Here is a 25504-nt window from a genome sequence, read left to right on the forward strand (position 1 = left end):
ATGGAAAGTGGAAAGGAAGGAGGCAGTGAATGAGGATTTTAAAACGATTTGTGATGTTATTTCTAGTATTAGTTATTGTACTGGCTGTTGCAATTATAGTCTATATTAGACCGGCTAATGAACTAGATATGAACTACGAGCAAGTGGATATGAAGACTAAAGTATGGAACATGGTGAAGACTAAAGTGCCTGAGATTGAATTATCAGAGGAGGAATTGAATAATCTCGCTAAGAAAAAAATAATAGAATATCTGGACATACATGATCAAGGTGTAGAAATAACAGGGACAAACTTTGTGATTCATGATCAGGAATTAGAAGTTAATCTGAATGGGAAGTGGGCGATCATTCCCTTTGGTGTAACCCTTGATTTTCATATGGAGGCTAGCGGAAGTGATTTGATCTTGAAGCATAAGTCTACGAGAATAAAACAAGTGACTATTCCTGTTTCTAGATTTTCTTTAGATCCGATTACCTTTTCTTTAAAAGAACATGTACCCGATATTGTTGGTATTGATCAAATTCATTTCAAACCGAATAGTATGATGCTAACGTTTAAAATAGATTGGTCGATTATCCCACAATTTCTACTTGATTTTAAATAAAACAAACATCATAGAACCCCAAATCGCTTAATAAAGCAACTTGGGGTTCTATGATATGATATTCAAACCTTTTTCTTATCTCTCTAATAAATGAATACTACATACATAGTGGATGGTTATAAGTTTCTTGAACGTCCTGTAAAGAGTGAAATAATAAATAATACGATAAAGATAAAGAAGAGTACTTTCGCAATAGATGCTGCAGCTGCAACGATATTAAAGAATCCAAATATTCCTGCAACTACCGCAACGATTAATAATATAACAGACCATTTCAACATGTTCCTTCACCATTCTTTCTTTAAAATTAGTATTGCATAGGATATTTTCTCGCTTTCCTTCATAAGGTTAGGAGAATCCTGTGTGCGGCCTATAGTGCTTGCCGCGTCGTCCTTGTATTCGGTATTTAACCTAGGCATACAGAAATGAAACAATTCAATTTTTGATGATTAACCAAAGCTTGTTCCACTTCATTGGCTACTGTTTCGCCTTTTTACGGAACGGGTAACTAAGAGCATTGAACAATATAAATTCCAGAAGGTAGAAGGAGAGATTGTATGATGATCGAAATTAGTGTCCTTATTATAGCTATTGCATTTGCGGTACTTGTTTTATTTCTTATTAAAACTTTAAAGGCAGCTACACATTCATTAGAGAAAACAACGCAAACATTACAGGAAGTTCAGAAGACGATTGATGAATTAGGTTATGAAGTGAAACAAACCGTAAGACATGCTAATAACATTACCGTTGATTTACAAGCGAAGATGAAACAAATTGATCCTGTATTGGATTCTGTGCACAATCTCGGTGAAGTGTTAAGTGAGGTTACATATGCGGCCAAGCAACTTTCCACTACAGTTATGGATAAAATCAAAAAAACCAATGTTAAGGCCTCTTCCAATACACAATTAAGTACGCCCGAACAACGAACCATTGAATCGTATGCAGCATTGAATGAGACTAAAAGTACTAAAGATACAAGCTGGGTGAAATATGTTGATGTAGCAGCAGGGATTTGGCAGAAATTTCGTCGTTAAGATGGAATGAGTATTCCACTATGGTTACCAGAAAGGATGAGGAACATCCCTAATGGATACGAGCATTAGCAACATTTCCACTACAGGCAACATAGAGAATGCTGTTTTAAAAGCACCGGTGGATTCTTCAATTAATCAGACACTGACGAGTGGGGATTCCTTTGAAACGTTAAATGGTATTTCTCTCTTGGATCGAATTAATGAGATGGTTATTACTATAAATGAGAATCAGATCTCTGAAGCGTTGGGCTCACCGCAGTTTCATGCAGAAGATGGAGAAGTGTACATCAGAGGAGATCAAGCCATTAAAGTATTTAAAGGTTCTAGTACGGGAACAATTCAAGGTATAGATTTTTTCGCAGATACATCTTTCTGAAAAGTCTCCATTTGAGATTCAACTTTAGATTTCAGGGGTAATATACTACCGAAGCAGAAATTTTAAAGGAGAGTGAAGACAATGGATTCAACTCAATTAAACTCATATGCTAAAGTGGTAGATAACGGCGTTAAGGCCGTACAAGAAATTAAGCAATTGCAAAGTGCGGGGTATGTGTACGATAATATCTTCGTCTTGGCACATGATGAAGATCGCACAGATCGCATTGCAGATACGGCGAATGCGAATGAGATTGGTATTAAAGAAGAAGGCGTATTCGATTCACTGGCTAACTTATTTCGTTCCCGCGGGGATGAACTTCGAGCAAAAATCACTTCTTTAGGATTTACAGATGCCGAAGCTAATTTTTATGAAAAAGAACTAGATTTGGGTAAAGTTCTCATTATTGCGAAAAAATAATAGGCTTCAACAAATTCATATAAGTAGCTAACATGTATATTAAACATAGATAAGGAATGGGGGGATTGCCCCATTCCTTATCTATGTTTAATGGAACATATAACCACATAACCTTGGTTGTACACCATATAAATCACTGTAATGAAAGAAGTTTCCTCTGATTAAAGCTTGGTTATGGTATATAGTTATATAGTATGAAAAAAAGAAATATGATGAATACTCAGGCCTTAAGTCACGGCTTGTTATGTTAGTTTCGATAATGCGGTATTCCGTTAATATGATCTTAAGGAGCGAACTATGTCTATATTAATAGTGGATGACAATCCTACGAATGTCATTATTATACGTGAAATTCTGAAAAAAGAAAGCTATTTAGATACACTTACTGCTCCATCTGCTAAAGGGATGTTCGAGTTTCTAGGGATTGCTAATCATCCCGATGAGGTTATACCTAAGAAGAGCGATGTCGATCTCATTCTACTTGATATGATGATGCCTGAAATGGATGGAATTGAAGCATGCCGTATTATCCAACAGTATGAACATTTAAAGGATATTCCGATCATTATGGTGACGGCAGTAGGAGATTCCAAGAAGCTTGCTGAAGCGTTGGACAGTGGGGCTACAGATTATGTAACCAAACCGATCAATAAAGTGGAGCTCATGGCAAGAATTCGCCTTGCGTTACGTCTTAAAAAAGAGAACGATTGGCATAAGGAGCGAGATCAAAGGATTCAAGAGGAGCTAAGATTAGCTGCTTTGGTTCAGAATGCCGTTCTCAGTCCTCCTATTGAAGATGATTTATTTGAAATTCATGCACTTTATCAACCTTCGGCAGAATTAGCAGGAGATTTGTATGTATGGTATCGACTAGGGGATGGACGATATGGTGTTATTCTGCTTGATATGATGGGACACGGTATTTCGTCTTCGCTAGTCTGTATGTTTATAGCATCCGTATTAAAGGATACGGTCACCACGTATGTCGAACCTGAGAAAGTCATTCAGGAATTGAATAGAAGATGTAATCAACTATATATTGAGAATGAGCTCATTCAATATTATTTCACAGCGATATATTTAGTAGTGGATACCCGTATGAAGAGAATTGACTACGTGAATGCAGGGCATCCACCAGCACTCTTTTTCCAAAAGAATGGAAGTGTAGAGATGCTAACTCAAGGAAGTTGCCCTGTGGGACTGTTTGATAAGATCGAAGTGGAGCAACAAACTTTTTATTATGAAGGAGAGAGCCATATAGCATTATATACAGATGGTCTGATGGAGATTATTGCAGGTGACCATGATGAACAGATGACTTTCTTGATCGGGCATTTCGAGGGTAGTCATGTTTGGAATGAAGAAAAGATGAAACATGTTTTTTTTAATAATGAATTAGAACAAGAACGTGATGATGACAAATGTCTGGTGTGGATCTCACTTAAAGAAGGGGGAGATGCCTAAATGAGATTAAAAACAAAATTGTTGCTTGGATTCGGTTCTATGATGGTCATTCTGATGATATTGACGCTTGTGGGATATGATCGGTTAGATTATATGAATAAGCAATTGGATACAGTCTATGAGCAAAGATATACGAAGGTGCGGAATTCGAGTGGCATGCGCGGTGAAGTGAATAATGCTTCGCGGATTCTCGTTAACCTATTGCTTAGTAAAGATGCGAATTCTGCTATTAGTTTAGACGAACGTAAAGAACTATCTTCAGCGATGACTAATGCAGAAAAGAGATTGCAGACAATTAGTGAATCCAATAACAATGTAGATGAGAAAGAGATGCTGGATCGTGTACGAGTCTCTTGGGATCAATTCGTTATATTTGAACAAAAAGAACTAGAATTAATGACGAATGGCATGTATGAGGAAGCAACAACATACCGAGATAATACAGGGCTATCGATCCAGATGGAAGCATTAGATAATTTGAATGAATTGGCGACTTATCAAGATCGCATGATTGATAAAGAGATGAATACGGCTAATGCTGAGTATAACCGATCTATTCAAATAACAACCGGCATTATGGTTGCAGGACTGATGATAGGACTGGGTATCATTCTATGGGTTATCCCAAGTATCAGTAAGGGTCTTAAAACGGTTAACATGATGATTCATAGTTTTGGCAAAGGAAATATTAGAATGATTCGTCGTCTGAAAGTTACTTCTAAGGATGAGATTGGTGATGTTGGGCGAGTATTTAAACAGATGGCAGAAGATATAGAGGAAAAACAAGAACTCGAGAAGAGCTATCTCGAAGCCCAAAAGGATCAAAGTTGGCTTAGTTCTAATACGAGCAAAGTCACGGAGTTACTCCGTGGAGTGAATACATTAGAGCAGGTATCTCAGACCTTTATTAATGAATTCACACCCGTGTTAGGGGCACATTATGGTGTGGTGTATATTCAAGGTGAAAATGACAAACCTAATCGTCTATTTAAATACGGAACTTATGCTGGATCAGAAGAGGTACTGACGAAAGGGTACTTTGATATTGGAGAAGGACTACTGGGCCAGAGCGCCATGGATAAGAAACCTATCTATATTACAGATGTTCCTGATCAATATGTCTCTATCAAATCTGGGCTTGGAGAATCATTACCTATAAGTTTGATGATCTATCCAGTGGTATTTGAAGATGATCTATTGGGTGTTATAGAACTGGCCTCATTGTCAGAATTCACACCACTCCAACGACAATTAATAGCACAGCTGAGTAGCAGTCTAGGAATTATTCTTAATAATATACGCAGTCGAATTCATGTGGAACACTTGTTACGTGAGTCACAGGCTTTAACAGAAGAATTACAATGTCAATCAGAGGAACTACAGTCTCAACAAGAAGAATTACGTCGTTCGAACGAGCATTTAGAAGAGCAGACAATTGCGCTTAAGAGATCTGAAGTGCAGTTACAGAGTCAACAAGAGGAACTTGAACAATTCAATACAGAGTTAGTTGCGAAGTCGCGGTCAATGGAAGATCAAATGCAACAGTTAGAAGAAAAGAACTTTGAAATTGAAAAAACAAGTTCTCAGTTGGAAAAACAGACCGTCCAGCTAGCAGTTACTAGTAAATATAAGTCGGAATTCTTAGCTAATATGTCACATGAATTACGTACACCACTCAATAGCCTGCTTATTCTGTCACAGTTGCTAACGGAGAATAAAGGTGGCAATCTCACAAGTAAGCAGATCGAATATGCCCGGACGATTTATATGTCGGGTGCTGATTTACTTAAAATGATTGATGAAATTCTTGACTTATCCAAGGTTGATGCAGGTAAAATGGATATTAACCAAGAGATGGTCAAGCTCACCAATTTAGATGAATTTGTTCAACAGAATTTCAAACCATTAGCAGACAAGAACCAGATAGAACTTCATGTTGAATATGGTACAGATCTTCCTGATGAAATCATGACAGATGATCATCGTGTGAAACAGATTATTCGTAATTTGTTTACGAATGCCATTAAGTTTACGAGCAAAGGATCTATTAACTTCCGTATAAGCCGAGCAGTATCTAGTGATCTTCCTAGTATGCTAAACAAGGATGTCGACTATATTGCTCTAGCTGTAAAAGATACGGGTATTGGTATTCCCAGTGATAAATTAGAACTAATATTTGAAGCATTCCAACAGGTAGATGGCACAACCAGCCGTAAATATGGGGGTACGGGACTAGGATTGTCCATTAGTCGTGAACTTGCAGCTCTTCTTGGAGGATGCATTGCAGTAGATTCTAAGGAAGGGGAAGGAAGTTGTTTCACGCTATTCCTACCTATCGATTCTACGAATGAAGTATTCTCTGGAGAAAAGGAAGCAGCAGCATCTACCTCAGAAGCTTTGATACCGCGTAGAATGCATCGTATAGATACAGATTTTTCAAATAATATGAGGTTAGAACCTAAGGTCATGATAAACGAACCTATAAAGGATGATCGCGACAACATAGGTGAAGAGGATAAAGTCATACTCATCATTGAGGATGATGTGCATTTTGCAAGTATATTATTGGATATGGCTCGAGAACGAGGGTTCAAGGCATTAATTGCTACACAAGGTGATATAGGATTAAAAATGGCACAGGATTATCTTCCTAGCGCTATTATTCTGGATATTCAACTCCCTGTCATGGATGGATGGTCTATCATGGGTGTGTTGAAGAACTCCGCCCTTACCCGGCATATACCCGTTCATATCGTTTCTGTCGTAGATGACGTGAAGCAAGGTTTACGATTGGGAGCAATAGCATACCTACAGAAACCTTCTTCTAAGGATTCGCTAGAAAAGGCCTTTTCATACATTGAATCTTACACAGAGAATTCTCTAAAACATTTGTTAATCGTTGAAGATGATGATGTACAGCGTAATGCTATTATTGAATTTATAGATCATGATGATGTGGCTATTACAGCTGCTTCATCAGGTAAAGATGCTTTGAAAGAACTTCACAAACAGAAATACGATTGTATGGTTTTGGATCTAATGCTGACAGATATGACAGGATTTGAACTTCTTGACCAGATTCGGGAAGATGAACAGTTAGCTGATCTCCCAATCATCATCTATACGGGTAAGGAATTGAATACGAAAGAGGAAATGATCTTACGTAAATATGCCGAGACCATTATTATTAAAGATGTGCGATCTCCGGAAAGATTATTAGACGAGACGACGTTATTTTTACATCGCGTTGAGGCAAACTTACCCGATGATAAACGTGAAATTTTGCAGAAACTTCATAATAAAGAGGCACTTTTTGAGAATAAAAAAATATTACTCGTCGATGATGATATTCGTAACGTCTTCGCTTTATCCAGTGTATTGGAAAGTTATCATATGGAAGTCGTTTTCGCCGAGAACGGAAAAGATGCCTTAGATATTTTAGATAAACAACCTGATTTCGATCTGATCTTAATGGATATGATGATGCCTGAAATGGATGGATATGAGGCCATGCGTCAAATTAGGCAAATTCCAGAATTTCAGAAGTTACCCATCATTGCACTTACTGCGAAGGCCATGAAAGAGGATCGATCTAAATGCATTGAAGCCGGTGCTTCTGATTATGTTAAGAAGCCGATTCAAACAGAACAACTCTTATCATTGATGCGCGTATGGTTATATGCATAATAATATTGGTATTTAATATGGAAGTAGGTAATATTATGACTTCATGGAACGGTCCTGAGGATGAACACCAAATAGGAAACGCAATGGACTCTGAAAGAGAGGATATTGAGTTGGAACTGTTGTTGGATGGGATGCATCGGTTATACGGTCACGACTTTAGAGATTACGCGACTCCATCCCTAAAGCGGAGAATATGGAATTTCATAAAAATGAATCAACTGAAAAACATTTCTTCTCTTCAGGAGAGAGTGCTTCATGACCGTGGTACATTTGATCGCTTGGTTCATAGTTTATCTATCCCTGTTACAGAGATGTTTAGGGACCCAGGACTGTTCAAGTCATTTCGAGAAAATGTAGTTCCAATCCTTCGTACGTATCCATATCTTCGTATATGGCATGCGGGGTGTTCAACGGGAGAAGAAGTATATTCTATGGCCATCCTTCTACATGAAGAGGGTCTTTACGATAAGACACGTATTTATGCCACAGATATGAATAATCACTCTTTAAAACAAGCTCAGTCAGGTATATTTGGAATTGAGAAAATGAAATTATATACCAAGAATTATATAGAAGCGGGTGGAACCGGTTCTTTCTCAGAATATTATACAGCCAAATATAACTCAGTTATTTTCAAACCTTTTTTACAGAAAAACATGATCTTCTCAGAACATAACTTAGCGACCGACCGCTCATTTAATGAATTTAACGTCATCTTATGCCGTAACGTTATGATTTACTTTAATGATAAACTTCGAGATCGTGTACATGGGTTATTTCACGAGAGCCTGAGTCATTTTGGAATTCTAGTATTGGGCTCTAAGGAATCCATACAGCATACAGACTTTGGAAGTTCATATGAGGTACTGGATCGAGTAGAAAAAATATATCGTAAAATAGATTGAGAAGAATGGAGGAAGATAGCATGGGGTTTCTCGAACCGATTCATATCCTTTTGGTAGATGACCGACCAGAAAATTTGCTCGCGCTTGAGGCTGTCCTCGAGAGTGAACAATATAATCTTATCAAGGCAACTTCAGGAGAAGAAGCTTTACGATGCCTGTTGAAAAATGAGTTTGCCGTGATTATATTGGATGTGCAAATGCCTGGATTGGACGGGATCGAAACCGCAAAACTAATAAAGGCACGGGAAAAGACGAAGGAAATCCCCATCATATTTATCTCGGCAAACAGTAAAGAGGCAGAGCACTTATTCGCTGGTTACTCCGCTGGAGCAATCGATTATATGGTCAAACCTTTTATCCCTCAAATCTTGAAGTCTAAGATTGAGGGATTTGTGGAAATGTATTTGACGAATAAGAAACACAAAACGCAGTCCATGATACTTCAACAAAAAACGCAAGAACTAGAGAAAATGAATCGGGAACTTATTGTGGCGAAGGAAGCTGCAGAAATTGCTGTGAAAGCAAAGACTGAATTCCTAGCGATGATGAGTCATGAAATTCGTACCCCTATGAATGGCGTTATCGGAATGATTGATCTTCTAATGGAGACTGAACTACAAGATGATCAGAAGGAGTATTCTGAGATTATTCGAACGAGTGCAGATGCTCTTGTCGCTGTCATAAATGACATACTAGACTTCACCAAGATGGAATCAGGTAAAATGGAGCTTGAAGAACATCCATTTGATGTACAGGCTTGTGTCCAAGAAGTAATTAGTCTTTTTGCAATGGATGCAAGTAAGAAGAATCTGGAGTTGGTTTACTTTATGGATGATAATATCCCTGAAGTTGTATATGGTGATATGAACCGACTTCGGCAAGTTCTTATTAATCTAATCTCCAATGCCATCAAATTCACCGCTCAGGGTGGGGTTTACCTAGTGGTATCACTCCAACAAAGCGATGAGGATCATTTGACGATCGAGTTTACGATAAAAGATACAGGAATTGGACTCTCCAATGACAAGCTTGATAAATTATTCTTACCATTTTCTCAACTGGATTCATCTATGAATCGTAAATATGGAGGTACAGGCCTTGGCCTTGCCATCTGCAAATCCATGGTTGAAATGATGGGTGGTAGCATTTACGCGGAATCAATGGATGAAGAAGGGGCTACGTTTGTATTCAACATCGTTGTTCGACAGTTGAATGATGAAGAACGTGAACTGTGTCTCGTAGATAATCTGGGATTGCCAGTAGCCAAAAGAGAGCGGCTTGAGGCTAGCGTATTAATTGTGGACGATCATCCTGTGAACCAGAAACTGATGGTAAGTATGCTCTATAAGTTAGGCCTATCAGCTGATATCGCTGTTGATGGGTCACATGCCTTAGAGATGATTCAGAATAACAATGGCTACAAAGTGATATTCATAGACTTACAGATGCCTGTAATGGGCGGATTGGAAGCCACGGCAAAGATCCGAGCATCTATCTCTTCAGCAGAGGAACAGCCTATTATCATTGCTATGACAGCGAATGTGATGGAAGGCATTGAACAACGATGTTCTGAAGCTGGAATGGATAATTATATTAGTAAACCCATTCACATGAGTAGTGTTAATCAAATATTATCGCTCTACGCGAACAATCTCCCCCTACAGGTGAATCAACTTTTATGATGAGGGCATAATTAACAAAAGTTATTTTGAGTGTAAGTTGTTTCAACCATCACTAAATAGGGTTATGAATATTGATAGTAAAAACCTATTTTCAGGAGAGAATGACGATGAATATAAATAATAACGAAAAGTTTAATGCTACAACGGAAGTGAACGATGGAGTAAGCACAGTTTTTCTTTCTGGAGAATTGGATTTATCTGTTGCTCCAGAATTCCGACTAGTGATGGAACCGTTGGTTGGAGATGCGAACCGGGATCTTATCATTAATTTAAAAGACCTAAAGTACATTGACAGCACGGGTATTGGGATTTTATTATCTATTCTAAAAGCAAGACATGGGATGAGTTCTAAGTTTCTTGTTGAAGAAGTTCCGCCACAGATTCAAAAATTATTTGATATGACGGGTATTGCCAAGTTCTTTGCACCTAAAGAGAATTCCTAATAGGAAAGGATCGAAAGATAAATGAATGGTGAAGCAGTTCAGAAAGTGGTAATAACATTACCCGCTAGTGCTGATTATGTTGATATTGTGAGATTGAATTTGTATGGTATTGCCTCCAAAATGGGTTTTTCATATGAGGAAATTGAAGATATGAAAGTAGCTGTATCCGAAGCTTGTAATAATTCTGTGCTGTATGCTTATGGGCAGAAAGATGGAATGGTCGAAGTTACTTTTGAAATAGATGGTGATAATTTATCTATTATTGTCAAGGACGAAGGGGAGAGCTTTGACAGTGTAGCTGCTCAATCTGAACGTAGTTCGTTACATGATAAAGAACTAGATGACGCCCAAATTGGGGGGCTAGGGTTCTATTTAATGCAGGCGCTTATGGATGATGTTAGTGTAGAAAGTCAAGCGGGTCATGGTACGAAAGTTGTACTTAAGAAGCGTATCATGAAAAGTGAGGAAGTAGTATGAGTGAGAATGTGACTCCCCCCGAGTCCATGAGCGAAGCAGTGGGTCTGATCTGGGAATACCAGCAGACACAAGATAATGAAATAGCGACTGTACTTATAAAAAAATATGAACCGATGGTCAAGATGGCTTCAGGTAAAATCTCTCGTAATCGTCCTGATCTTTATGAGGATTTATATCAAGTAGGTCAGATGGCTTTGATTCGTCTGCTGAAACAGTATGACATTAGTATGGGGATTCCATTTGAGCCATATGCTATGAAGAGTATGATCGGACATATGAAGAACTTTCTTCGAGATAAATCGTGGTATATTCAAGTTCCACGAAGAATTAAGGAGAAAGGTGCCCAAGTTCAGCATGCGATTGATGAATTGACAGTCAAATTCGAACGCTCTCCTAATGTTCAGGAAATTGCTGAATATCTAGATTTAACACCAGAAGAGACGATCGAGGTGCTGGCGGGTCGTGAATGCTATCATTATGTTTCGTTAGATTCACCTCTTTCACAGGAGGATTCGGGTGCAACTTTAGGTGAATTAATTAGTTCTGACGTCAATGATTATGATTCCGTTGAGAAACGTATGGATTTACAACAGGCTCTTAATCAGCTTAAGGATCAAGAACAAAAGGTATTGTTACTTGCTTTTCAAGATGGTGAATCTCAAAGATCGATTGCTCAGAAGTTAGGAATATCTCAAATGAGTGTATCGAGAATCCAAAAGAGAGCTACAGAGAAGCTAAGAGAAATTATTACGAATGCTTCTTTATAAAAGGAAATTTATGAAGCAACAGTACATGACACAGATCAATTTCACTTTCGTCAGGACACGCTAATATTCTCTCAGCAGAATAGGAGCGTGTCCTTTTTGAAATTATAAGGAATGATATATATATCTAAGGAGGGGACTTCATTGAAGGGTAAGATAGGGGGAAGGCAATATAATTTGTTATTCGTGGCTGAGCAATGGGAGTGGCACGACTTAGTCGCAGATGATTGGTTATCACCAGAAGTGGAGAAGCTCCGGAGAGATCATCCTGACGCAGTGGAATGGCTTGATATGCTGCCACATCTCAAGACCAATTACATAAGCGTTCGATTTCCGGATGGCAAGAATCCGAGTATATTTGGAACGATAGAATATGCGATGAATGCGACAAAGCACAATGATAAACGTGAAGTGAGAAAATTCCATTACTTTGTATATAAAGATACCTTAATTACGATTAACCTGGACGATCAGACATGGGAGGAATTGAATAGGAAGAATCGACTGACGATGTTGCAGCAATGTGAGCAAGCTGTAGAAGGATTATTAGTCATCGCTCGAACGGTTCTTCACTATCTCCATAAAGGGATGGATGTATTTGAATGCAATTTGCGTGAATTAGAACAAGAGATGGAACGAAGTAATAAACGATATCTAATGGATGAGATCTTAGCTTCGCGTTATGATTTGCTGTTTTGGAATAATTTATTTATCTCTTTTCAAGAGTTGGTTGTTGCTTCTAAGGAAGCATATTATGATGAGATGAAGGATAACCGGTTCTATAATCAATTGTTCTATAGAGTGGACAGAATGGAAACCTTATTTGTTCATTACAATAATGAAATAAACACCTTAATTTCAATTGATAATGCCGTTTCCGCTTTTAGAGGGAATGAGATCATGAAGACATTGACCATATTAACAGCCGTATTTACCCCAGCTACTGTTATCGGTGCCATCTGGGGTATGAACTTCGACATCATTCCATTCTCGAAAGTGTCTTGGGGGTTTGTAGGAATGATAGCGATTATTGGATTAACAACGACAGTAATGTATTTATGGATGCGTAAGAAGGGATGGACCGGTGATCTTCTTAAGGCAAATTCGAAGGAAAAGCATGTATAACTTCACTACTACTGATGTAAGAAATGGCCTGAAGATTCCTTGTGTAAGGATTTCTTCAGGCCATTTCTTATATCCCGCTGAAACGGATGCCGTCCTTGGAGAAGGATCACGCAGCTGTCTCTACTTGTAAGCATCAATATATTTCTGCAGGTCGCCAAGGTATTTACCAATGAGAGGCATATCCACGAAGATACTTAGGATATAACCAAGAATACCTAGAACAACAAAAGTTCCTACAGATAACCCCAGACCACGTGAGAGACCTGCTGTAAAGTTAGTAATGATCCTTTTCTTGGGGTTAGTGTAGTTCTCAACGATGTCTTTGAATTCAGCTTTATCAAGCATATCGGCAATTTGGTCAAGTCGAGTATTAAGATGCTTTACCTCATGCCTGAGTTCAAAAGGATGTTCATCCACTTCATAATTTCTGACTTTTGTCATAAGACATCCTCACTTTCGTTGTGAAATGTGGAAAATCATATATGTTGACGCAAGAAATAGCCAGCTTAGAAAGCCGGCTATTTCCTGTGAACGAACGGCTTAGTATTTTGTAGCGTTCAGTTCTTTCTGAGCATCTTTGGAAGTGTCTTTGATATCTTTAGCGGCATCTTTGGAAGTTTCTTTAACGTCGTTAGACACATGAGCTACTTCTTCAGATACATCAGAAGCAGAACTTCTTACGGTATCTACGATGTTATTAGTACCTTCAACAACGCTTTTAGCGACATCAGAAGATTTAGTAGAGACTGTTTTAGCAATTTCAGTTGCTTTATCACCTACAACACAGGCAACTTCCTTTGTCTTGTCAGTCATAAGGGATAACTTGTCGTTTAAATCTCCGCGTAGTTCATTACCTGGTTTTGGAGCAAACAATAGAGCTGCTGCAGCACCAATTAATCCACCAATCAATGCACCTTTAAAGAATGTACCGCCACTTTGAACTGGATAGTCTTTTTCTTCTTGATTCATACGAAATCACTCCTAAGTTATATTTTTAATAGGTAATAAGTATATTGTAGATCTAGGCAGCACGTCTAAATAAACGGTTTAATAAACCTAGTAAGAAAACAAAAATGGCTGTTCCCAGAATCGCTGGTACTACTGCAAATCCACCAATTTGAGGACCCCAACTACCAAATAACCAAGCTCCGATCCATGCTCCGACAAAACCGGCAATCATAGATCCTATTATACCTCCCGGCATATTATTACCTACCAGCGCGTCGCCGATAAATCCGATAATAATTGCCATTACTATACTAATAATTATACCCCACATAGTAAGACCTCCTTAGGTTTAAATGTTATGTTGTTGTTGTCTTGCTTACTTGTTAATTAAACTACAGGAGGACGGATGAAACAAGGTTAATTCTTCTTATAACTTGAATTAAGGGGCAGAAATCAGCCCATCTATAGGAAGTCATTCATAGGCTTTTTTTAAAATGATTGAAGTAATATAGCCACGGGTAAGTAATAAATATCAAATTCACACAATCAATTTATGTAAACTATGGAGGTGTTTTGAAATGATTAAGATCGTAACTTCAGCAGAACGCCATACGTCGGAGAAGGGTTGGATTCATAGTGAATTTAGCTTCTCATTTGCAGACTATGATGATCCGAGTAATTCCCACTTCGGTTGCCTACTTGCTCTTAATGATAATCAGTTACAACCTCAAGAAGGATTTAAGAAACATCCACATCATGATCTAGAGATTGTGAGTCTAGTTATCTCAGGAACGTTACAACATGAGGATGATCTGGGCAATCAACACGTATTAGAAGCAGGTACCGTTCAGGTTATGAGTGCAGGAACAGGAGTAAGCCATGCTGAGACTAATCCATCAACTACAGAGCCTGTTCGCTTCTTGCAAATGTGGTTTCTGCCCTCTCAACCTAATTTAGAACCAAGATGGGAATACAGGGATTTCTCTAAAGAGGCAATGACTAATCAATGGGCACCGGTTGTCGTTGGTCAGAATGTCATTAAACCAGAAGATCATTCATTGTCTATCCAACAAGATGTATCCATCTACTTACCAACTTTGGAGACAGGACAAGAACTTGTTTTTCCGCAAAAAGAGGAGAGAAGAACACATCTCTATCTTATTTCTGGTCATTTAGAAATAAAGTGCGATGAGGGTACCTTTCATTTAGAACCAGGAGACGCAGCACGAATTCATAAATCATGTGATTTGCATATTAAAGGAAGTAGTAGCGAGGGGAAATCGGAGTTCATTCTTGTAGATCTTCCTTGAGTAGTTGTATCTAAAAGTCTATATCATAACAAAGAGGGTGTTCCTATACCATAATGATGGCTAGGGCACCCTTATTGTTATGTCTTTCATTCTACTGACGGCGTAACCGTCCAAGTTCGGATACAAGGGATTCTACTTCCGAAATGCTAAGGTTATTCTTCTTCATAACTAATTCGTATATATCTTGTATATCTTCGTAATAATCTATTGAGAATGCGGAAGCCTGCATAGCTGCTCCACTTGCCATTCTTAACTTTGTTTTAATCTCTTCAATCATATATTCAATATTTTCTGGTGTTTTATTCGATAAATCCATTAATGGGACCATCCTCTCTTGATATGAAATACACTTCCTGTATTGTAACATGTCTTCACTAATCACTCCATGATTCAGGTGTAATCCTATCGTCTAAGTTACTTCTCAAGGCTTCTATTATGGAATACAATGAGGTAATTAGCACTTCTAATGAATTCCTATGATGGAGGGGATCGAATCAATGAGGGTAAGGGATGTACATCTTGTAAATGTTGCAAATGGACACTCTAAAAAGAAGAATGAGATGCAATTAGTTGAGTTCTTTCATCATATCGCAGCAGAGCATTCCTTAGATAACATTACATTCCTATGTATTGGAACGGACAGATCTACAGGTGATGCCTTGGGGCCACTTGTGGGAAGCCAACTATTGGAATATGGAATTCCTCATGTCGTGGGAAGTCTCGCCATGCCATGTGACGCAGGTAATCTGGAAGATCGATTAGCAGAAGTACCATCGGACCATACTATTATTGCGATCGATGCATGCTTAGGACAAACGACGGCTATAGGATCTTATTACATCTCTAGCGAACCATTACAACCGGCTCAATCCGTCGGATTGAATCTTCCTGCTGTAGGAGACTATAGTGTAGCTGCAGTGGTCAATTCGAACGGTCCTAGACCTTATTGGACATTGCAAGTTACTTCATTATATCAAGTTATGAACATGGCTCAACAAATTTCGCGATCTATAATGAAAGGCTTCGGAATCTTGAATTATTAATTAAACGGTTTCAAGATGACGCTTCTTGGATTAATAGTACATATGAAACGATACAGAACGAAACAGAAAGAAGGACTAACTATGGAAAAAGTATTATGTGATGGAAATACAATTTGTTATAAAGAACAAGGCCAAGGAGAACCTCTAGTGCTGCTGCACGGATTCTGTGGAAGTTCGGAATATTGGGATCAAGTTGTTCCATTGTTATCCGATCACTATCGCTGTATCGTACCTGACCTGAGAGGTCATGGAAGTTCAGATGCGCCCATGGGAGCATATACGATTGAGCAAATGGCGGATGATGTTCTTCACTTATTAGATTCACTGGAGCTTTCCAAAGTAACTCTCTTAGGGCATTCGCTAGGTGGATATATTACGCTATCATTTGTTCAGCGTTATTCCTCTAGATTGAATGGATTTGGACTTATTCACTCTACCGCTTTCCCGGATAGTGAAGAGGCAAAGGAGAAACGTCTTCTGGCGGTAAGTAGTATACAGACGCAAGGAATCACATCTTTTGTGGATAACATGATTCCTAGTTTATTTGCTCCAGATCATGTGGAATCACATCCAGAATGGATAAACATTGCAAAAGAAATTGGGTATAGAACACCACCGCAGGGGGCTTCTGGTGCTGCAATGGCCATGCGTGAACGTCCGGATCGTCGAGATGTGTTGTCAGCATCCGTTCTTCCCGTTTTACTTGTTGCAGGAGAACAGGATGGCATTATTTCACAAGATAAGACATTTACCGTGGACCAACCTAATGTCACTCAAGTAACGATTGCAGGGGCAGGACACATGAGTATGATTGAAGCACCTGATCAGTTGGCTAATCGTATTATTTCTTTTATGGACAAGGTGAAAAATAACTAACTTCATAACGAATTGTCATACAAATCCGGAGGCTTTTGAGCCCTTCGGATTTTTTGTGACGATGGATGGGACATCATTCGTTGCGAGCTTACTGGATTTGCTTGTATGAATGACTTACAATCGAAGATGAGTGGAACAAGAAACGTACGGAAATTGGGGATTATAAGGGGGATTTATATGTTTCGTAAAGACTACATCATTAGGATGATTGAGGAAATGACCCAAATGGTTGCCAAAGTATTTGATTTAAAAAAGGAACGGAAACATACAGAGGCCCTATGGGAAATAGATGAATTAATGAGTAAAGAGTTTCTTCTTAATTCACGTCTGTTAAATTCATTACCAGCGGAAGAAATAACGGATATGTTTCGTTTTGGCGGTACGGTTGAATCTGACAAGCTACAGGGTGCTGCGTATCTTCTAAATGAAGAGGGAAAAATATATATGGAACTAGGACAAAGCGATGAAGGTCTGACACGTTATATGAAATCATTACATCTATATTTAATTGCGGATATTCATGGTGCAAATAAGGAGTTGTTACACCTCCCAGAACAGATTGCTAACCTCCGGACACAGACCCAGGATTATCGCCTTCCGTTAAAAACAGAGCTTCTATTATTTCAATATCATGAGAAAATAGGAAGTTACGCAGAAGCTGAGGATGGGTTGTTTCGTCTTTTAGAACAAGACGGAATCGATCCAGCACAGGGGATCTCATTCTATGAACGACTCACGGGTCAAGAAGATGAAAGGCTAGAGCAAGGTAGGCTTCCAAGAGTGGAAGTGATGGAAGGGTTAATTGAAATGCAGCAAAATAGGAGTAAGAATGATTTGGATGAGCCAAGTTAATATGGTATTGTAACGGATAAGACAAACTTTTAGAAAGTGAGATGTACTCTTTTGGAATCATTACGCAAACTTATTCAACAGGTGATTGACGACTCTTCTATGATTACGGCAACGATAAGCCAACTTCGCAAGAAAGAAGGCATTTCATATACCAAAGTACAGATTAAACTGGTAGAGCTGAAAAAAGTACTGCATTATCAATTTGCTTATTATTACAGTAACAAGGTGGTTCATAAGAATGTCACGGCTTCGGAAGCTACACTTCTTTTAGAAGAACTTTTTGAGCAGACGTTCCGTCAAGGAATTATCTGTACTTCTGAAGCGGATTATCAAATTCTAATTAGCAAGAAGTTCAAGGTCTCGATTCTGACCAAATCTCCTTCTAAGACAGAAGCAGACTTATCTCATAATCGAAAGAAGCAGTATGTACTAGAAGAGGGACAACCGATTCCCTTCTTAGTAGAACTCGGAATCATGAATGAAGATGGTAAAGTATTGGCTCGCAGATATGATAAATTCAGACAGATCAATCGCTTTCTCGAGATGGTCGAGGATGTTCTTCCAAACTTGCCTGAGGATAGTCCATTGACCATTGTGGATTTCGGTTGTGGTAAATCTTATTTAACATTTGCGCTTTATCATTATTTAGCTATTCAAGAACGAAGAACGTTGAATGTGGTTGGACTAGACCTGAAGGTAGATGTCATTGAACATTGTAATCAGTTAGCTAGCAAATTGGAGTATAGTAATCTAAAGTTCCTTGTGGGAGACATCGCAGATTACAACGAACTAGAGAAGGTCGATATGGTAGTCACTCTTCATGCTTGTGATACAGCAACAGATGCCGCACTTGAGAAAGCCATTCGGTGGGATGCATCGGTTATTCTATCTGTACCGTGTTGCCAACATGAAGTATTCAATCAAGTGAAGAATTCCTTGTTAGACCCGTTGCTATCCCATGGCATATTGAAGGAACGATTCTCTGCGCTTGCGACAGATGGTGTGCGTGCTAAATTGTTAGATCTTATGGGTTACCGTACGCAACTGCTAGAGTTTATTGACATGGAACATACCCCCAAGAATATCCTTATTCGAGCAGTAAAAGGGGATAGTGGTGATCGGACTCAGTTATGGAAAGAATACACGGAGTTCCGTGATTTCCTGCATATATCTCCTTATTTAGAAAAGGCCTGTGCAGATCTTCTTCCATCCGGATCTAATCGTCAGTAGAATGAAGTATAACAATATCCATAACTTCCTATAATAAAGAAAGAGCCGCCCGTGCTGGGCGGTTTTTTTTAAATATAAGAATTTATAAGTATTTCTGCTTATAAATAGGATTATATTTCAACGCTAAACGTTTCATCGCCGCTAAAGGACGGCGAAGCCGTTTATGCTTGTGAAACGATGTGAAAGTTTAATAGGTTCAATATCGAATGGGATGGGATGGTTGTTCATATGAATCGTTGGGAGCGAAGATTATCAGGTGTTGGTTTGCTTGTGATGGGTGTTGTATGTTGCTTGCAGACAGGGGCCTTTTTTGCAACGGACTTATATAGGGTTGTACTTGGGATAAGTATGATCTCCTTGGTCCTTGGCATGTCTGTGCTAACTCGGAGCAATAAGATCGGGGAGAATACAACGAAACTTCCTGATATTTGGATACTCCTATGTCCTTTTCTTATAACGATCCTATTTGTCATACATCGATTATCTGAACCGCTATCTGCTCAAGGGACGACCGTTGAACTGTTGAAATGGGGATGGCTAGGGACGGTTGCTGTTATAGCTTATGCTGTGGGATCCAAGAAAGAGGGGAGAACTCTCCTTCAAGTAGGCTGGCATAGTATGGGATTATTACTTTCACTTAGTGCCATCTTTGATATCTACGGACTTATACATATTCCTTTCAATATTGTGTTCACATCGAATCCTGAAATAAGCGCTACAGGTGCAAGATTAGCTGGGATGATCCAGTATCCCAACACATTCGGTGCGATCATGGCCGCCTTCCTGTTGGAGCGGCTATTCGCATTGGTGCCGCTTATGAAGCAGCGGCCCACCAACCCTAGGGTGCTACTAGGCATTCTGCCGATAGCACCCTATGCCGCCGCGCTGCTCCTCAGCGAGTCGCGCGGCGCTTGGGTGGCTGCCGGCGTGGCCGCGGCCGCCGGCTTCGTGCTTGAGCGGCGGAGGCTGGTGCCGCCGCTCGTTCTTGCTGCCGCGCCATGCTTAGGCGCGGCTCTGTTGTACCGCCAGCTGGCACAGGTGCAGCTGGCTCCAGTTCTTTGGCCCAGCCTATTGTGGCTGGCTGGGCTGTGGGCCGGCAGCACGCTCGCCGGCCTAGGACTGTCGCGGCTGGTACACGGCCGCGCTCGTACATTCTCTACTTCACATAGTCGCGAGTTCTTGCTCAATAGCCATCTCAGCCATCCTCGTACTCGAAGGATCATGATGATGTTCGTTGCTGTGGTTCTATGGATCGCGAGTTGTGTTACAGTCTGGTTGACGGTGAACGAGAGACTCACCACAAACTATGGAACGGTATCAGCACGCTGGGTCATTTACCGAGATGCATGGAGACTAGTTCAACAAGCACCCTGGTTAGGCCAAGGAGGATATACTTGGCGGATGTCTTATGCTTCGATACAGTCCCAACCCTATGTAGGAAGTGAAGTTCATAGTGGATACCTAGACCTTTTATTAAATACCGGAATGATTGGATTTATGATTGTGGTGTTCATGTTGATTGGGATCGGTTGGATGTTATATAAGCAACAACGCACATTAGTACCTACTTATTTGGTATTCGTTCTTCACGCAGCAGTAGATTTTGATTGGAGTTTTGGGCTCGTATGGCTTCTAATCTTTTGGTTAGCAGCATGGGGATTCTCGTATCGCAATCATGCTCATCAAGGAGTTACACTTACCGCAAGTGACACTGATATTTCGGTTCCAAATGTAGAGTCTTTATCTACTCGATATCGTTTGAACTTAATCATGCCAACAGTCATTTGTATTATATGGTTATGTATAACGTTAGGTTTGACTGGATTATCCCTTCGTGGAGAGATGAGTAGTATTTTGCAGAAACAAGCTATGCAGACGCAGGATGCTGAATCTTCTCAGAGACTACTTCGTTCTTCCTTACGCTGGAATCCGATGAACACGGATGCAACACTTCAGTTCGTGCAGATATCTACACCGAAGGAAGCGATCCCGATACTGATACAAAGCTTATCCTATTCCCCACAACATCCTGGTCTAGTATGGAAGTTAGCATACGCTTATGGAGAGCTAGGTGAAAGTGAGCCATATATAAAATGGTTGTCCAAGAGCATTCTTTTAGATCCTTACAATACGGATAAACAAAGTCATAGTCTGGAGAGATTACTTACCTTATCCCTCGATCAATTATCTAGAGGGGATCGAGATGAATCCGATCGATTGGTCCGAATAGGGGTTAGCCAGTATAACGATTACAAGGATAAGGTTGAAGAATTAGTGCGACACCAAGAACAATTACATAATGATAGACAATTTCTATTAACAAAGGAAGCTAAGAAATGGGGCAGTCAGCTGGATATGCTGGCACAATCGCTGCCCGATTTATAACCATCTAATCCTTAACCTCCGAAAGCATCGCGAAAGGCGTGACACAACTTCTCGTGGTCGACTTGCCACATTGTTGCTAATTCTTCGCTGACCTCACGCTCCCACCACTGGTATTGCATTTTACGGTTGCTATGATTCTCATGAATCCAGATTAGATTTCCGATGACCTTACGGTAGTAATATTCTTCACCTTGTTTTAACAGTGGCTCTGGAATATGTGTCTTCATTCGTTTGAGTGTACGGTACAGCTCTTTATTACAAGCTCTACGAATCCCACGTGGTGTTGGAAGGGGTCTATCATTTTTTGACGTATGACTAGTGGGCATTATCCTCACTCCTCTCATCCACAACGTATGCGTGAAGATAGACGGAAGACACCCATATTACATTAATTGGGCTCAAGTAGAAGGGATGTCCTCTCTATGCTAGAATAGGAATTAGGATAGGAGATTCATTAGCTTATAAAAATACATAATGAAAGAGGGGACAGAGTGGAGCTTATTTCAGAAATGGTTAATCAGTTATTTCATTGGATTCAGAGTTTAGGTTATTTCGGTATCATGATTGGATTGATGGTAGAGGTTATTCCTAGTGAAATTGTACTTGCTTATGGCGGTTACCTTGTATTTACGGGCCAAATTAATTTCTTTGGAGCTGTCTTATTTGGTGTCATTGGCGGAGTTATAGCCCAAATATTTGTGTATTGGATTGGCCGTTATGGTGGTCGACCTATACTCGAGAAATATGGGAAATATATTTTCATTCATAAGAAACAGATCGATGCGTCAGAAGCATGGTTTCAAAAATATGGTGCAGGCGTGATCTTCACAGCACGATTTATTCCGATTGTACGACATGCGATTTCAATTCCAGCAGGAATGTCTCGTATGCATCTAGGTAAATTCACGGCATTAACGACTCTGGCAATTATCCCTTGGTCATTTTTGTTTGTATATCTAGGGAATTACTTAGGAGCACAGTGGGAGAATATTGATGAAACAGCAGGCCCTTACATTACACCGATTCTCTTAATAGCGCTTGCTTTATTAATTGTATATTTCCTTATGAAGTGGGTTAGAAACAAGAAGAAAGGGATGAGTCTATGAGAACTAATTTGGCTGATAAGCTTAGAACCGGGATTTCTCCCCAACAATTTATAGACGGCATGCAAAAGAATAAAGAGACGTTCCAAGCCAACTATGATGAATTCGTATGGGACAGTACTCTAGAACGCGAATTTTTTGGAAGTTTGAATCATCGCGATGATTTACGTGTACTCATTCTGGCTGCGGATTGGTGTGGAGATGTGGTGCGTAATGTACCGGTGGTATTCCATGCACTAGACACTGCAGGGATTCCTACTGAAGTCTTGATCCTTGAAGAGAACTTCGATGTGATGGACGAATTCCTTACCATGGGCGGAAGATCAGTTCCTGTAGTCATCTTTGTAGATACCGGAGGACATGTTCTAGGGTCTTGGGGACCTCGTCCGAAACATGTGCAACAATACATGATTGCCTTTAAGCAAGAGAATCCAGATCGTGAAGCAGCAGATTATGCCGAGAATATGGCTATTGTACGTTCACAAATGGTCGATGCTTATGGAGAAGGAGTAGATATCCGTGCAGCTATTCTTAAAGAACTGCGCGAATTGATATCGGGAATATAATAACGATGTTAAAAATGGATAGTTACTCCTTAGGTCCCCTACAGACGAATTGCTATTTGCTAACGAATGAAGAACAGGGCAAGGCCATTATTATAGATCCGGGTATGAATCCTGCTGCACTTATTAGAAAAATTGAGAACTTGGAGATCGAAGCTATTCTCTTAACCCATGCCCATTTCGATCATATGGGTGGAGTCGACGAGATTCGTAAACTCAAAGGCTGTCCGGTCTATTTACATGATTTAGAAAGTGATTGGCTTACAACGCCTAAATTGAATGGCTCTTTAATGTGGTCAGAGGTTTCACCACCATTGTCTACCGATCCTGCGGAGTATGATTTAGCTGGAGGACAACAATTGGAGCTTATAGGGCATCAATTCGCGGTGTATCATACACCAGGGCATTCTCCCGGAAGTGTTAGCTTCCTTGTTGGAGACGATCTTTTCTCCGGTGACGTATTATTTCGACTTGGGGTAGGACGTACGGATCTTCATGGGGGTAGAGAGCGGGATTTGTCTGATTCGATACACAATACGTTGTTTACACTAAAAGATGAAGTGAAAGTATATCCAGGTCATGGCCCACGGACAACGATTGGCTATGAACGTTCTAATAACCCGTACGTGTAACATATGATTTGAAATAGGAATATTTACCTGTACAAAAGATGACAAAGTGGTTACAATCTTGTTAGTTATTTGAATTACAAACCAAAAAAGCACGCAAGCTGAGGAATTGATCCCGGTTTGCGTGTTTTATTTTTTTGTTCAAAACTAAAACAAGTGCTTAAAAAAGTGTTGAGTAGCTTGACGCTACGATGCCGGATTGTCCTTCCGAGCGCTGTTGTACTCTGATTTCTTGATTATATACCGCTTGGCGGTAGAAATCAGAGTACAAAGCATATGCTTTCGGAGTAGCTTTCCTACAGAAAGCTTGTAGGCGACCACTAACGCTTCTCCAGGACAATTCCGTCATCTCCGCTACGGTTGCGACAATCAATACATTTTATAAACACCGTTATAGATTTGAACTTTTTTGTATGTATTGAAAGAGAAATGAACGAAATGGTGAACCTATTCGTATTATATGTGTCGTGGATGGAAGAGGGGTGGAAGATGAGGACAGAGGAACAAGATAGAATCCAACTTGCGAAGCAGGGAGATGTTGATGTTCTAGCGGATCTAATACATGAACATTACGCTTTTATATATAAATACTTAGTCAAAGTGACGATGGATCCAGTTATGGCAGAGGATCTTACACAAGATACCATGATCCGTTGTATCGAGAAAATACGCTTATATGATGGCTCCTCCTCATTCTCTTCTTGGCTCATGACGATAGGGACCAGGCTATATATTGATCAGATGCGTCGTAAAAAGAGAGAGAAAAGTTGGCTCTTTAAGGAGCGAGGTATTCGTAAGATGAAGTGGCAGTTTGAGAGCAAGAATGAGGAATGGGACGATATATTAGAGTCGTTAGCACGACTAACCACGGAACATCGCGTAGCTGTATTACTTAAACATTACTATGGATATACCTATGAGGAAATTGGAGAGATGCTCTGCATACCCTCTGGAACTGTTAAATCAAGAGTTGCGGTGGGTATTCGCCAATTAAGAGAGGAGATGAGATAACCATGGATTGGACAGATGAGAAAGGAACGGAGGAAGAGATGATCCTCAACGAACTAAGACAAAGTTTAGATAGAATGGATCATGTACTGGATCATCCTTCGCTGCTCTCCAAAGAACAGGTGAAGGATCATATTAAGGAAACTTTCCAAAAAAGACGTCGGAAATCGATGGTGTTGGAGTTGTTGCTGTTCTGGTTAGTCTCATTATTCGTCCTTGGCAGTGGCACGCTATTAGCATACTCAGCTCCTTGGAGTCTTTGGCTTATTCAGGGGATAGGTTTTAGTGTGGCCGTTGGTATTGTTATACGGTTTTTCGTTCAGCGGAGAAAAGAGGGAATGGAATGAGTGAACTTAAGGAACTACCCTTATGGTTTTATGTAATCATCGTTCCGATTGTGTTGTTACAAGGAACATGGATGTTTATAGATGCTAGTAAACGTGGGAAGTGGCGATGGTTCTGGGGAATATGGGGGTTAATGAATGTACCTACACCCATCCTGATTTACCTCTTTTTCGTTCGGTTACCTGATGAACGTAAGAAATCACATGCAAGAAAGGACGATTAAT

The 25504-nt window shown here is 39.8% G+C and carries 31 protein-coding genes; 24 read left to right on the forward strand and 7 right to left on the reverse strand.

Annotated features, from left to right (window positions below; all coding sequences use genetic code 11):
* Window positions 1-29: 29 nt before the first annotated feature.
* Window positions 30-605 (forward strand): hypothetical protein, encoded by a 576-nt coding sequence (locus AC1D69_RS10080; protein WP_495456005.1) that lies wholly within the window; start codon window positions 30-32, stop codon window positions 603-605.
* A 116-nt stretch (window positions 606-721) separates the two neighbouring features.
* Here the strand turns inward: AC1D69_RS10080 and AC1D69_RS10085 are convergent, their stop codons facing one another.
* On the reverse strand, window positions 722-886 hold the full coding sequence (locus AC1D69_RS10085; protein ID WP_495456006.1) for a DUF1328 domain-containing protein: 165 nt from the start codon (window positions 884-886) through the stop codon (window positions 722-724).
* Between the two features lie 276 nt (window positions 887-1162).
* On the opposite strand from AC1D69_RS10085, the gene AC1D69_RS10090 reads away from it, so the two are divergent.
* The 11 genes from AC1D69_RS10090 to AC1D69_RS10140 all read left to right on the forward strand — a co-directional run bounded on the left by AC1D69_RS10090 (window position 1163) and on the right by AC1D69_RS10140 (window position 12988).
* Window positions 1163-1645, forward strand: a complete 483-nt coding sequence (locus AC1D69_RS10090; RefSeq protein ID WP_495456007.1) for a DUF948 domain-containing protein — start codon at window positions 1163-1165, stop codon at window positions 1643-1645.
* A 52-nt stretch (window positions 1646-1697) separates the two neighbouring features.
* Complete coding sequence (locus AC1D69_RS10095; protein WP_495456008.1) at window positions 1698-2021, forward strand: hypothetical protein; 324 nt, start codon at window positions 1698-1700, stop codon at window positions 2019-2021.
* Between the two features lie 81 nt (window positions 2022-2102).
* Window positions 2103-2441 (forward strand): YflT domain-containing protein, encoded by a 339-nt coding sequence (locus AC1D69_RS10100; RefSeq protein WP_495456009.1) that lies wholly within the window; start codon window positions 2103-2105, stop codon window positions 2439-2441.
* A 297-nt stretch (window positions 2442-2738) separates the two neighbouring features.
* Window positions 2739-3905, forward strand: coding sequence for a SpoIIE family protein phosphatase (locus AC1D69_RS10105; RefSeq protein ID WP_495456010.1), 1167 nt, complete (start codon window positions 2739-2741; stop codon window positions 3903-3905).
* Window positions 3906-7592 (forward strand): response regulator, encoded by a 3687-nt coding sequence (locus tag AC1D69_RS10110; protein WP_495456011.1) that lies wholly within the window; start codon window positions 3906-3908, stop codon window positions 7590-7592.
* A 35-nt stretch (window positions 7593-7627) separates the two neighbouring features.
* A complete protein-coding gene (locus tag AC1D69_RS10115) occupies window positions 7628-8497 on the forward strand; it encodes a CheR family methyltransferase (RefSeq protein ID WP_495456075.1) in 870 nt (289 codons plus the stop codon).
* A 20-nt stretch (window positions 8498-8517) separates the two neighbouring features.
* Entirely contained in the window at window positions 8518-10179 is a 1662-nt protein-coding gene (locus AC1D69_RS10120; RefSeq protein WP_495456012.1) for a response regulator, read from the forward strand.
* A 107-nt stretch (window positions 10180-10286) separates the two neighbouring features.
* Window positions 10287-10622, forward strand: coding sequence for an STAS domain-containing protein (locus tag AC1D69_RS10125; RefSeq protein ID WP_495456013.1), 336 nt, complete (start codon window positions 10287-10289; stop codon window positions 10620-10622).
* 21 nt (window positions 10623-10643) lie between these two features.
* Window positions 10644-11099 carry an anti-sigma B factor RsbW gene (gene rsbW / locus AC1D69_RS10130; protein WP_495456014.1) on the forward strand — a complete coding sequence of 152 codons (456 nt, stop codon included), beginning with the start codon at window positions 10644-10646 and terminating at the stop codon, window positions 11097-11099.
* Window positions 11096-11866, forward strand: coding sequence for a sigma-70 family RNA polymerase sigma factor (locus tag AC1D69_RS10135; protein WP_495456015.1), 771 nt, complete (start codon window positions 11096-11098; stop codon window positions 11864-11866). Before rsbW ends, AC1D69_RS10135 begins: the two co-directional genes overlap by 4 nt.
* Before the next feature lie 141 nt (window positions 11867-12007).
* On the forward strand, window positions 12008-12988 hold the full coding sequence (locus AC1D69_RS10140) for a magnesium transporter CorA family protein (protein WP_495456016.1): 981 nt from the start codon (window positions 12008-12010) through the stop codon (window positions 12986-12988).
* A 120-nt stretch (window positions 12989-13108) separates the two neighbouring features.
* On the opposite strand, the gene AC1D69_RS10145 is transcribed toward AC1D69_RS10140, so the two are convergent.
* The 3 genes from AC1D69_RS10145 to AC1D69_RS10155 form a co-directional block, all read right to left on the reverse strand.
* Window positions 13109-13429 (reverse strand): DUF5665 domain-containing protein, encoded by a 321-nt coding sequence (locus tag AC1D69_RS10145; protein WP_495456017.1) that lies wholly within the window; start codon window positions 13427-13429, stop codon window positions 13109-13111.
* 99 nt (window positions 13430-13528) lie between these two features.
* On the reverse strand, window positions 13529-13957 hold the full coding sequence (locus AC1D69_RS10150; RefSeq protein ID WP_495456018.1) for a YtxH domain-containing protein: 429 nt from the start codon (window positions 13955-13957) through the stop codon (window positions 13529-13531).
* Window positions 13958-14009: 52 nt separating this feature from the next.
* Complete coding sequence (locus AC1D69_RS10155; protein WP_495456019.1) at window positions 14010-14267, reverse strand: GlsB/YeaQ/YmgE family stress response membrane protein; 258 nt, start codon at window positions 14265-14267, stop codon at window positions 14010-14012.
* Between the two features lie 247 nt (window positions 14268-14514).
* Here AC1D69_RS10155 and AC1D69_RS10160 point away from each other — a divergent pair, with 247 nt between their 5' ends.
* Window positions 14515-15246 (forward strand): pirin family protein, encoded by a 732-nt coding sequence (locus AC1D69_RS10160; RefSeq protein ID WP_495456020.1) that lies wholly within the window; start codon window positions 14515-14517, stop codon window positions 15244-15246.
* Between the two features lie 91 nt (window positions 15247-15337).
* Here the strand turns inward: AC1D69_RS10160 and AC1D69_RS10165 are convergent, their stop codons facing one another.
* Window positions 15338-15562: a DUF1128 domain-containing protein gene (locus AC1D69_RS10165; RefSeq protein WP_495456021.1), complete on the reverse strand. Its 225-nt coding sequence runs from the start codon at window positions 15560-15562 to the stop codon at window positions 15338-15340.
* Between the two features lie 181 nt (window positions 15563-15743).
* Between AC1D69_RS10165 and yyaC the strand changes: the two genes are divergently transcribed.
* The 5 genes from yyaC (at window position 15744) to AC1D69_RS10190 (ending at window position 21632) form a co-directional block, all read left to right on the forward strand.
* Window positions 15744-16289 carry a spore protease YyaC gene (yyaC, locus tag AC1D69_RS10170; RefSeq protein ID WP_495456022.1) on the forward strand — a complete coding sequence of 182 codons (546 nt, stop codon included), beginning with the start codon at window positions 15744-15746 and terminating at the stop codon, window positions 16287-16289.
* An 81-nt stretch (window positions 16290-16370) separates the two neighbouring features.
* Window positions 16371-17165, forward strand: coding sequence for an alpha/beta fold hydrolase (locus AC1D69_RS10175; protein WP_495456076.1), 795 nt, complete (start codon window positions 16371-16373; stop codon window positions 17163-17165).
* A 177-nt stretch (window positions 17166-17342) separates the two neighbouring features.
* Window positions 17343-18017: a DUF6483 family protein gene (locus tag AC1D69_RS10180; protein WP_495456023.1), complete on the forward strand. Its 675-nt coding sequence runs from the start codon at window positions 17343-17345 to the stop codon at window positions 18015-18017.
* Between the two features lie 51 nt (window positions 18018-18068).
* Window positions 18069-19247 (forward strand): class I SAM-dependent methyltransferase, encoded by a 1179-nt coding sequence (locus AC1D69_RS10185; RefSeq protein ID WP_495456024.1) that lies wholly within the window; start codon window positions 18069-18071, stop codon window positions 19245-19247.
* A 228-nt stretch (window positions 19248-19475) separates the two neighbouring features.
* The gene (locus AC1D69_RS10190) at window positions 19476-21632 is read left to right on the forward strand and encodes an O-antigen ligase family protein (protein WP_495456025.1); all 2157 of its coding nucleotides are present in this window, start codon (window positions 19476-19478) and stop codon (window positions 21630-21632) included.
* Between the two features lie 11 nt (window positions 21633-21643).
* On the opposite strand, the gene AC1D69_RS10195 is transcribed toward AC1D69_RS10190, so the two are convergent.
* Window positions 21644-21958 (reverse strand): dehydrogenase, encoded by a 315-nt coding sequence (locus AC1D69_RS10195; protein WP_495456026.1) that lies wholly within the window; start codon window positions 21956-21958, stop codon window positions 21644-21646.
* A gap of 183 nt (window positions 21959-22141) precedes the next feature.
* Here AC1D69_RS10195 and uptA point away from each other — a divergent pair, with 183 nt between their 5' ends.
* Genes uptA through AC1D69_RS10210 form a run of 3 tightly spaced genes read left to right on the forward strand, consistent with a single transcriptional unit; the run spans window position 22142 to window position 23930 of the window.
* Window positions 22142-22738, forward strand: a complete 597-nt coding sequence (uptA, locus tag AC1D69_RS10200; protein WP_495456077.1) for an undecaprenyl phosphate transporter UptA — start codon at window positions 22142-22144, stop codon at window positions 22736-22738.
* Window positions 22735-23301, forward strand: a complete 567-nt coding sequence (locus AC1D69_RS10205) for a thioredoxin family protein (RefSeq protein WP_495456027.1) — start codon at window positions 22735-22737, stop codon at window positions 23299-23301. Before uptA ends, AC1D69_RS10205 begins: the two co-directional genes overlap by 4 nt.
* Before the next feature lie 5 nt (window positions 23302-23306).
* Window positions 23307-23930: an MBL fold metallo-hydrolase gene (locus tag AC1D69_RS10210; protein WP_495456028.1), complete on the forward strand. Its 624-nt coding sequence runs from the start codon at window positions 23307-23309 to the stop codon at window positions 23928-23930.
* 157 nt (window positions 23931-24087) lie between these two features.
* On the opposite strand, the gene AC1D69_RS10215 is transcribed toward AC1D69_RS10210, so the two are convergent.
* Window positions 24088-24267 (reverse strand): hypothetical protein, encoded by a 180-nt coding sequence (locus AC1D69_RS10215; protein WP_495456029.1) that lies wholly within the window; start codon window positions 24265-24267, stop codon window positions 24088-24090.
* Between the two features lie 149 nt (window positions 24268-24416).
* Between AC1D69_RS10215 and sigY the strand changes: the two genes are divergently transcribed.
* The 3 genes from sigY to AC1D69_RS10230 are packed head-to-tail and all read left to right on the forward strand — an operon-like array spanning window position 24417 to window position 25503.
* Entirely contained in the window at window positions 24417-24938 is a 522-nt protein-coding gene (gene sigY, locus AC1D69_RS10220; RefSeq protein ID WP_495456078.1) for an RNA polymerase sigma factor SigY, read from the forward strand.
* 2 nt (window positions 24939-24940) lie between these two features.
* Window positions 24941-25282: a YxlC family protein gene (locus tag AC1D69_RS10225; protein ID WP_495456030.1), complete on the forward strand. Its 342-nt coding sequence runs from the start codon at window positions 24941-24943 to the stop codon at window positions 25280-25282.
* Complete coding sequence (locus AC1D69_RS10230) at window positions 25279-25503, forward strand: sigmaY antisigma factor component (protein ID WP_495456031.1); 225 nt, start codon at window positions 25279-25281, stop codon at window positions 25501-25503. Before AC1D69_RS10225 ends, AC1D69_RS10230 begins: the two co-directional genes overlap by 4 nt.
* Window position 25504 lies beyond the last annotated feature (1 nt).

The organism is Paenibacillus sp. Y301, from assembly GCF_059445505.1.